Genomic DNA, 8,319 nt, shown 5'->3' on the forward strand with positions numbered 1-8,319 from the left:
CCCGGAACATGTTCCGGAGCGCTTCTGGCCCCGCACCGCTCGGTGCGTCAGTCTCGGTTCCGGCGCGAGCGGCGGGTGCCGATGCCAGGAGTGTCGTTGTGCGCCGACTCGTCTGGGACGGATGCTTCGGAGGAGGGGTCGACGCGCACCGTGGCACCGCCGCCCGAGTCCGCTCCGCCGCCGCCGGCCGGTGTGTCGCCGACGAAGAGCAGTTCGCCGTCACCCTCGCCCTCGCGCGCTTCGAGATGCTCGCGGATCCTGGCAGCCGCGTCAGAGTCCGCCGGCGTCGCGACGTTCGCCGGGCCGGACTCGTGCTCGTCGTCGCCATTCGCAGCTCCGCTCACTCGGCCGCGCCCCTGAGGTCGGTCGGCTCGTCCGAGCCGGTCGTGTCCGGCTCATCCCCCGGCGCGAGGTCGCCCTCGCCGTCCCTTCCGAGTTCCGCGTCGAGCGGCTCGTCGCCCTGGGTCTCGGGCTGTTCGCCGCCCGTGGGAAAGGTGCCGCGGATCGGGTCGTCCATGACGCCAGGGGTCTCGGCCGCCTCGCGCGCCTCGACAGTCTCCTCCTCTTCTGGGAGCAGTGGCTCCTCCGGCACCTCGGGCAGATCGGGCAGCGGCGCCTGGCTGTTCGCGAATGCATCGGGATTCGACATGGTGTCCTCCACTCATCGGAAATCTGGAGTCCAGCATCATCCGGATGCCGCTGGAGCACACGGCCGTTGACAGCAGAGGGCGGCGCGAGTAGCCGCGTCCCTCAGGCCTGGAACACGGTGCGCCCGCCGATCACCGTCCGCACGACGCGGGCGGTGAGCAGCACGCCGGGGTCGGCGTCGAACGGATCCGCGTCGAGCACGGCGAAGTCGGCCGCAGAGCCGGGTGCGATCCGTCCGAGCCACGAGCCGTCGCCGATGGAGGCGGCGGCATCCGCGGTCGCGTGCGTGATCGCGCGCTCCAGCGGCAGCGCGAACTGCGGATGCACGGCCGGTACCGCCGGGTCGAGCGCGGAGGCTCTGGTCGTGGCCACGTACATGTTCGCGAGCGCCTCGAGCGGTGCCGTCGGAGCATCCGTCGAGAAGGCGAGCAGCGCGCCGGCATCCTCGTACTCCGGCCACGCGAACGCCCGCTGCGTGCGCTCGTCACCGCCGAGCTGCGCCGCCCAGTTCGCGAAGATCGCAGGGTCCGCATGCACGGGCTGCATCGACGCCGTCACACCGAGTCGCGCCATCCGCTCGGCGGTGCCCGGGGCGGCGTACTCCAGGTGCTCGATCCGGTGCCGTCGAGGCAGGTCGCCGTTGACCGCGATCGCGTGCTCGATCGCATCGAGCGCGAGGCTGCTCGCCGAGTCGCCGATCGCGTGCATCGCGATCTGCAGCCCAGCAGCGTCGGCGGCCGCGACCACCGGCAGCAGCCGCTCGGCCGGCCAGATCGGTTCGGCGTTCGAGCCGTTCGCGTAGGGGGCGCCCATCGCGGCGGTGCAGGCGTCGATCGTGCCGTCGAGCACGAGCTTGATGCCGATGACCCGCACCCCGTCGGTCTGCGCACCCGCACGGGCAGCGGCGACCTCGACCTGCGCGAGGTTGTCCGCATCGTCGCCGGTGTTGGCCACGAACCAGTGCGCGGCGATCCGCAACGGCAGCGCATCGCGGCGTGCCGCGCGCTCGAGCGCCGCGAGTCCCAGCTCGTCGAAGGCCATGTCCACAGCCCCCGTGACGCCGGCGGCGAGGTACGATGCCACCACCCGCTCGACGCCCTCGTCACGCTGCGCGTCGGTCGCCGTCGCATCGCGGTGCGCCCAGGCGAACTGCTGCGCGGCGGTCTCGGTGAGCAGTCCGGTGGGCTCGCCGTCGGCATCCCGCTCGATGCGACCGCCGATCGGGTCCGGGGTCTCGCGAGTGATGCCGAGCTCGCTGAGGGCTGCGGTGTTGACCCAGCACGAGTGGTAGTCGTTGGCGTCGAGATAGACCGGGATGTCGGCGACCGCGGCATCGATCATCGCAGCCGTCGGCGCACCGCCGGGGATCGCATCGAACAGCCACCCCCGTCCGCGCAGCACGGTCGCCGCGGAGTCTCTCGCGCTCCGCAGGCGTGCCTGGATCTCATCGAGCGTGTGCGCGTCGGTGAGCCCGACCTGCCCGAGCGCATCGCCCAGCATGAGCAGATGCGTGTGCGCGTCGACGAAACCGGGGAGCACGGTGCGTCCGTCGAGGTCGACCACGGCATCCGCATCCGGTGCATCCGCCTCGGTGCCGACGAAGGTGAAGGTGCCCTCATCGACGACCACCGCGTCGGCCGGGTCGGCCCCGGTGAAGAAGCGTCCGTTGCGGTACAGCGTGCGGGTCATGCGAGAGTCTCCTGAACAGTGAGCGATGCGGCCGTCTCGGCGCGGGTCGACACGAGCGCGATCGCTCCGGCAGGCACCGCCAGCACGAAGCTCGCGATGCCGAGCGCGGTGACGAAGCCCTGGTAGCCGAGGACGCCGACGATCGCGGCGCCGATGACCGGAGTCAGCGCGGAGCCGACGAGGTACACCGCGAGCAGCGGTCCGGACCAGCGGCCGTCGGCGTCGAGCGCGGCCGAGGTCGCGACGAAGTACATGAAGGCGATGGCGTAGACCGTGTTCCAGGCGATGAACACGATGATGAAGCCGGTCGGATCGGTGACGAAGCCCTCGACGATCTTCAGGATGCCGCCGAGCACGAGCAGCACGACGAGGGGCACCGCCCGCCCGAGCCGATTGCCGACGACCATGAGCAGCAGCGAGCCGAGGAGCCCGCCGGCGGTCGCGCCGCTCAGTGCGAGGCCGAGGCCCTCCGGGGTGAGCCCGGTCTGATCGGCGCCCATGACGCCGGCCATCGCCCACAGCGAATCCTCGCTCACCGCCCAGAGCGCGAACACGACGAGCAGGGAGAATCCGGCGATCGTCGTGGCCCGCGACCGAGGCGATGCCAGCCGAACGGCGCCGGTGGGCGGCACCTCGATCGGCATCGCCTCGCCCACCGCCGCTGCGGCCTGCGGGTCGGCCACGGGCGCCGCTGGCAGCCAGACCGAGACGACGATGCCGATCACGCTGAACAGTGCGAGCGTGCCGAAGACATCGATCGGTGCGAGGCCGATCAATGGGATGGCTGCGAGCACCACGGTGATCACGCCGCGATTGGCGAGACCGTTGAATCCGGCGACGCGGTCAGGATTTCGGAACGCGGCGAGCGCAGCCCCGGATGCCGCGACAGCACCACCCGCCCCGGCGCCGCCGATGAGGAGCCCAGGAAGGATCGCGGCGGGCACGAGCGCAGCGAGCGCGAAGCCGACGGCGGCGATGGCGAGGCCGAGGCGGGCGACCGTCCGACGGTGCGGTCCGGCGCACAGCGGGGCGATCGCCAGGCCCGTCACTGCGGTGAGCAGCAGGGTCGCGGTGACGAGCCAGCTGGCGGCGAGCACATCGATGCCGAGGCCGCTCTGCGCGGCGCTGATCATGTAGGGCGAGAGATTGACGCCGAGGTAGCCCGCGATGCCGATCGCGAAGGTCGCCGTGGCGGTCGGCAGGCGGAGAGGGACACGGGTGCTGAGGTCGGGCGTGGTCATGAGGCTCCAGGAGGGTGGGGCACGGCGGTGTGCGGAGGGGGTGGTGCTGGAGGGATCGGCCGACATCCATAAACGAATGGTGTTCGTCAACGAATGGTGTTCACTATTATGCACAGGAGGGTCATCCTTGGGAAGACCCGAGTTCGTGAGGTTCCGACCATCGAAGGAGAGGTCCATGCCGAGGCCGTCCACCCCGCTGCTGTCCCCCGAGATCATCGGCGAGGCCGGCCTTGCACTCTCTCGAGCCGGCGAGCCCTTCGGTGTCAACGCGATCGCTCGGCGGCTCGGCGTCCGCCCCTCATCGCTGTACAACCACGTCGACGGGATGGACGGGATCGTCGAGGTCATGCGCGGCGCGCTCGTGCACGCCTACCGCGTCGAGTGGAACGGTGGTCCATGGGACGACTACCTCGTGACACTCCTGCGCACCCAGCGTCGCATGTACGCCGAGCACCCGCAGCTGGTGCCGCTGCTCGTCGGCAAGACCATCACGCATCCCGCGGTCATCGCCGCCTACGACGACCTCGCGACCTCGCTGGTCGACGGTGGATTCCCGGATGCCGAGGTGCTCGCCGTGATCGGGGTCATCGATGCCTTCGCGATCGGCTTCGGCCTCGACCTCGCCTCGCCCGAGGACATCTGGCAACCAGGGGATGACACCCGCACCCTCGGGCGGATCCTCGACGGCTCCGAGCGCGGAGACGCCCGCTCGGATCGCGCCTTCGAGCTGGGCGTCGACATGCTCGTGGAGAGCCTGCGGGCGCGGCTCGCGCGCGTCGCGCGCTGAGCGTCAGGGACTCGTCGGCTGCAGCCCGCGCCAGAAGATCTCGCTCGCGGTCGCGACGAGGTCGCCCGCCGGCACTCCGTCGAGCAGCCCGCCGGAGGCCAGCGTCGCCACCCCGTGGAACGTCGCGAACGCGGTGAGGGCGATCCGCTGCGGGTCGCCTGGGCCGATCGCGCCGATCCGCTGCGCCTCGTCGACGACGCGCAGCGTGACCTCCATCGACGAATGCCCGGCCTCGATGAGCTCGGCCCGAGCGTCCGGGGCGTGCTTGAGTCCGAACATGAGCGTCAGGAGTGTGGGCTGCGCGAGCGCGAACGCGACATATCCGGCAGCGAGCTGGTCGAATCGGCGCCGCACTTCGTCAGTGGTCGTCACCTCGCCCTCACCCTCGCTCACCTCGTCCAGCGCGGCGGTCAGGCGGTGGAAGCCGTCCTCGGCGAGCGCGTCGAGCAGGGCCTGCTTGTCACGGAAGTGCCGCCCGGGAGCCGCGTGGCTCACGCCGGCATCGCGCGCGAGCTGACGCAGCGACAGCGCCTCGACCCCGTCGTCCTCGATGCTCGACCTGGCTGCTTCGAGGAGCGTGCGGCGGAGATCGCCGTGGTGATAGCGCTGTTCGGGCACACGTCCATCGTAGCGATTCAATGTAGGCATTGACAACACCGATTGATACGCGCACAATGATGACACTGACAACATACGAAAGGCAGCATCATGGCGCTGGACTTGCGCGGCGGCACCGCCCTCATTACCGGAGCGAGCTCGGGACTCGGGGTGGAGTTCGCGCGACGCTTCGCTGCACGCGGCTCGAACCTGGTGCTCGTCGCCCGCCGCGTCGATCGACTCGAGCACCTCGCCGCCGAACTGCGCACGGCCACGGGGGTCGAGGTGGAAGTGGTCCCCGCAGACCTCGGCGTCCCCGGCGCGGCATCCGCCCTCCAGAAGGGGATCGCCGAACGTGGCATCCGCATCACCTCACTCGTGAACAACGCAGGCTTCGGTTCCCACGTCGCCTTCGATCAGGCCGATCCCGCACGCATGACCAGCGAGATCCAGCTGAACGTGCTCACGCTCGTCGAGCTGTCGCGCGCGTTCCTCCCCCAGCTGCTGGACGGTCACGGCGCTCTCGTCGCGGTCGCGAGCACCGCGGCGTATCAGCCGACCCCCGGCATGGCGGTCTACGGCGCGACCAAGGCGTTCGTGCTGAGCTTCACCGAGGCCCTCTGGGCCGAGGCCCGCGGCACCGGGCTGCGCATCCTCGCCGTGAGCCCGGGCTCGACCAAGACCGAGTTCTTCGATGTGGTCGGCACCGAAGCGGCGTCCGTCGGCCGTCAGCAGACCGCCGGACAGGTGATCGACGCGGCGTTCCGCGAGCTCGACCGCGCGAACGGGAAGCCCAGTGTCGTCTCGGGCGTCAGGAATCACCTGCTCGCGCTCGGCACCCGTCTGCTGTCGCGGCGTGCGCTGGCACAGACGAGCGCCCGGCTCCTCGGCGAGGTACGCCTGGGGCAGGCGGTCAGGCACATCGACTGAACGCGGCATCCGCCACGAGCCGGACGGCGCAGGGCGTCTCGCGAAGGACACGCCCTGCGCTCGTGCTGTCGGTCTATGGGACGGCGGTGTACGAAGTGGAGCTGCAGTAGTTGAATCCGCAGGTGCGATAGGTCACTTTGAGTCGCCACTTGTTCCAGTACGCCTTCTCGACCTGCGCTGCGGGCGCGAGCCCCAAGCAGGCAATGCTTGCCGGGTACGGAATCGGGAGGAGACTGCAGGCGTTGCTGACGCCCTTGAGCCCGTTGTACATGTTGACGACCTGGGCTTTTGTGAGGTAGCTCACGTACGTCTGATATGTCGGATCGGCGACGACCGGGTAGGCGAAGCTGGAGTTGTGGTCGACGACCTGCGTCAGCGTCTGACCGTTCAACTCGTAGTGGGTGGGGACGTCCTCGCCGGTTGCGTCTTTCGCCCACGGTGCTGCGAAACCTCCCAGGACTTCGCCGGATGCGTCGTCGATCACGGATGCGCCGCCGCCATCCTGCAGGATGAGGCTCGATGCATCCGGGAGGTCGATCGGATAGTCGTAGCGCGTCGGCGCGCCCGCATCGTCGATCACGGTCGCGACCTGAACCGACCCGGTGTCATGCACGAGGACGACGCTGTTCGTCGAATTGCCGTTGTCGTAGGTCACCGTTCCCGGTTCGGTGGACGAGCCCGCACCGGCTTCGTCGGCGAAGGGGAGTCCGATGGTCGCCTGCCCTGCACCCACCGACAGAGAGACCCCGTCCTTCGCGTCCTCGGAGACTGCAACCTCAAGACCATCGACCGCGACAGTATTCTCGCTGCCGGCGAGCAAGGGCGTTGCGACCGCAGCCGCGACATCCGCCGGGGCGACTGCCGCAAGCAGGTCGACCGGTGTCGCCTCATCCGCTGTCGCCGGCGGAGCGACCCACAAAAGCGAGAGCAGAATCGCTGCACCCGCTGCCGTCTCAACTCGGAAATTCTTCACAAGACTCCTCCTCCTGCAGGTATCCGTTCGCCAACACTGTGAACGGGTCATCAGACCGTAACCCGCCGCCTCCGGCTGTGAACATCGGCCGTTCGGGGGAGAAACAGGAGGGGCAGTCGCACTAACGGTCAGCCTGCGTCGCGGCGATCTCGGCCCGGGAAGTCCTCGATGCTGCGCGCTGAGTCGAACGACGTCAGGCCGACCGAGGCGCGGCCGTCGAGCCTCGCACGATCAGCTGCGAGCCGAGCGTGGCGACGGCCTCGATCACGCCGCCGGCCATCGCCTGCAGCAGCAGGTCGACCGCGAGGGCGCCGCTGCGCTCGATCGGCATCCGCACGGTCGTGAGGGCGGGCGTCACGGCACCGGCGAGGTCGATGTCGTCGATGCCGACGATGCTGATGTCGGCAGGGCAGCGTCGTCCGAGCTCGAGCAGGCCGGCCTCGAGGCCGAGCGCCACGAGGTCGTTGTAGGCGACGACGGCGGTGGCCCCGCTTGCTGCGGCGGGCGCTGCGGCCGCGCGTCCGCCCTGGATCGACGCGGCGTGGTGACTGAGCGAGGTGAGCCGGATGCCGTGACGCTCGCAGGCCCGCGCGATCGTGTCGGCGCGACGAACGTCGGCCCAGGATCCTCGTGGGCCTGCGGCATAGGCGATATGGGTGTGGCCGAGCGCGGCGAGGTGCTCGATGGCCTGGCTCGGGCCGTTCTCGGTGTCCATCAGCACGCAGGGTGCGCCGTCGATCTGGCGGTTCACCACGACGTACGGGGTGTCGCCGACGAGCGCCAGCACCTCGGCATCCGGCAGTCGCGGCGAGCAGAGCAGCATGCCGTCGAGCTTGCGGGCCTGCTCGATCTGCTCCCGTTCGCGGCGGAGATCCTCATCGGCGTCGAACAGCACGATGCGGTGGCGCCCATGCCACGCCTGACCCTGGATCGCCTTGAGCAGCGTGGCGTAGACGGGGTTCGCGACATCGGGCACGACGACGCCGAAGGTGCGGGTCGCGGTGGCCGACTGCGTGGTGGCGTAGCCGAGATCGGTCGCGGCCTGCAGGACCCGTTCGAGCGTGCCGCCGGCGAGTCGATCGGGCTCACCGAAGGCGCGTGATGCCGTGGCGATCGAGACGCCTGCGCGCCTCGCCACGTCTGTCAATGTCGCTGCCACTGTCGCCTTCACCTTCCCCCGTCATCCTATGATCGTGCATCCCGATGTGAAACGGGTTGACAAGTTTGTACAACTCATACATCATCGTTTACATGACGATCATCGCCGATCACCCTCGACCGAGCCGCGCGGGCATCCTGCACCTCGGACTCGGCAGCTTCCACCGCGCGCACCAGGCCGTCTACACGGCAGCAGCGATCCAGCACTCCGGCGGAGACTGGGGCATCGTCGGCGTCGCCTCCCGCTCGCGCACCGTCGTCGACGCGATGCACGCGCAGGACTTCCTCTACTCGGT

9 protein-coding genes and 1 pseudogene are annotated in these 8,319 nt (G+C 69.7%); 3 read left to right on the forward strand and 7 right to left on the reverse strand.

What is annotated here, in order from left to right:
• Nucleotides 1–47: 47 nt before the first annotated feature.
• The 4 genes from V7Z82_RS16715 to V7Z82_RS16730 all read right to left on the reverse strand — a co-directional run bounded on the left by V7Z82_RS16715 (nt 48) and on the right by V7Z82_RS16730 (nt 3,578).
• The gene (locus V7Z82_RS16715; RefSeq protein WP_334152842.1) at nt 48–344 is read right to left on the reverse strand and encodes a hypothetical protein; all 297 of its coding nucleotides are present in this window, start codon (nt 342–344) and stop codon (nt 48–50) included.
• The gene (locus V7Z82_RS16720; RefSeq protein ID WP_334152843.1) at nt 341–649 is read right to left on the reverse strand and encodes a hypothetical protein; all 309 of its coding nucleotides are present in this window, start codon (nt 647–649) and stop codon (nt 341–343) included. The genes V7Z82_RS16715 and V7Z82_RS16720 overlap by 4 nt, the downstream gene beginning before the upstream one ends.
• A gap of 101 nt (nt 650–750) precedes the next feature.
• On the reverse strand, nt 751–2,337 hold the full coding sequence (locus V7Z82_RS16725; RefSeq protein WP_334152844.1) for an amidohydrolase: 1,587 nt from the start codon (nt 2,335–2,337) through the stop codon (nt 751–753).
• Nucleotides 2,334–3,578 (reverse strand): MFS transporter, encoded by a 1,245-nt coding sequence (locus V7Z82_RS16730; RefSeq protein WP_334152845.1) that lies wholly within the window; start codon nt 3,576–3,578, stop codon nt 2,334–2,336. The genes V7Z82_RS16725 and V7Z82_RS16730 overlap by 4 nt, the downstream gene beginning before the upstream one ends.
• Nucleotides 3,579–3,753: 175 nt before the next feature.
• Here V7Z82_RS16730 and V7Z82_RS16735 point away from each other — a divergent pair, with 175 nt between their 5' ends.
• Nucleotides 3,754–4,365: a TetR/AcrR family transcriptional regulator gene (locus tag V7Z82_RS16735; protein ID WP_334152846.1), complete on the forward strand. Its 612-nt coding sequence runs from the start codon at nt 3,754–3,756 to the stop codon at nt 4,363–4,365.
• Nucleotides 4,366–4,368: 3 nt separating this feature from the next.
• On the opposite strand, the gene V7Z82_RS16740 is transcribed toward V7Z82_RS16735, so the two are convergent.
• On the reverse strand, nt 4,369–4,983 hold the full coding sequence (locus V7Z82_RS16740; RefSeq protein WP_334152847.1) for a TetR/AcrR family transcriptional regulator: 615 nt from the start codon (nt 4,981–4,983) through the stop codon (nt 4,369–4,371).
• 90 nt (nt 4,984–5,073) lie between these two features.
• Between V7Z82_RS16740 and V7Z82_RS16745 the strand changes: the two genes are divergently transcribed.
• Nucleotides 5,074–5,892 carry an SDR family NAD(P)-dependent oxidoreductase gene (locus tag V7Z82_RS16745; protein WP_334152848.1) on the forward strand — a complete coding sequence of 273 codons (819 nt, stop codon included), beginning with the start codon at nt 5,074–5,076 and terminating at the stop codon, nt 5,890–5,892.
• Between the two features lie 73 nt (nt 5,893–5,965).
• Here the strand turns inward: V7Z82_RS16745 and V7Z82_RS16750 are convergent, their stop codons facing one another.
• Together V7Z82_RS16750 and V7Z82_RS16755 are read right to left on the reverse strand one after the other, a co-directional pair.
• Nucleotides 5,966–6,916 (reverse strand): hypothetical protein, encoded by a 951-nt coding sequence (locus V7Z82_RS16750; protein ID WP_334152849.1) that lies wholly within the window; start codon nt 6,914–6,916, stop codon nt 5,966–5,968.
• Between the two features lie 142 nt (nt 6,917–7,058).
• Nucleotides 7,059–8,003: a LacI family DNA-binding transcriptional regulator gene (locus V7Z82_RS16755; protein ID WP_334152850.1), complete on the reverse strand. Its 945-nt coding sequence runs from the start codon at nt 8,001–8,003 to the stop codon at nt 7,059–7,061.
• A 113-nt stretch (nt 8,004–8,116) separates the two neighbouring features.
• Between V7Z82_RS16755 and V7Z82_RS16760 the strand changes: the two are divergent.
• Nucleotides 8,117–8,319, forward strand: a pseudogene (locus tag V7Z82_RS16760) (mannitol dehydrogenase family protein); the annotation flags it as partial.

Source organism: Microbacterium sp., from assembly GCF_036823965.1.
Taxonomy (GTDB): Bacteria; Actinomycetota; Actinomycetes; order Actinomycetales; family Microbacteriaceae; genus Microbacterium.

Excerpts from the sequence above, each read along its gene's own strand:
- V7Z82_RS16750 (WP_334152849.1), bottom strand. The coding sequence starts at position 6,916 with ATGACCCGTTCACAGTGTTGGCGAACGGATACCTGCAGGAGGAGGAGT.
- V7Z82_RS16730 (WP_334152845.1), bottom strand. The coding sequence starts at position 3,578 with ATGACCACGCCCGACCTCAGCACCCGTGTCCCTCTCCGCCTGCCGACC.
- V7Z82_RS16725 (WP_334152844.1), bottom strand. The coding sequence starts at position 2,337 with ATGACCCGCACGCTGTACCGCAACGGACGCTTCTTCACCGGGGCCGAC.
- V7Z82_RS16735 (WP_334152846.1), top strand. The coding sequence starts at position 3,754 with ATGCCGAGGCCGTCCACCCCGCTGCTGTCCCCCGAGATCATCGGCGAG.
- V7Z82_RS16720 (WP_334152843.1), bottom strand. The coding sequence starts at position 649 with ATGTCGAATCCCGATGCATTCGCGAACAGCCAGGCGCCGCTGCCCGAT.
- V7Z82_RS16745 (WP_334152848.1), top strand. The coding sequence starts at position 5,074 with ATGGCGCTGGACTTGCGCGGCGGCACCGCCCTCATTACCGGAGCGAGC.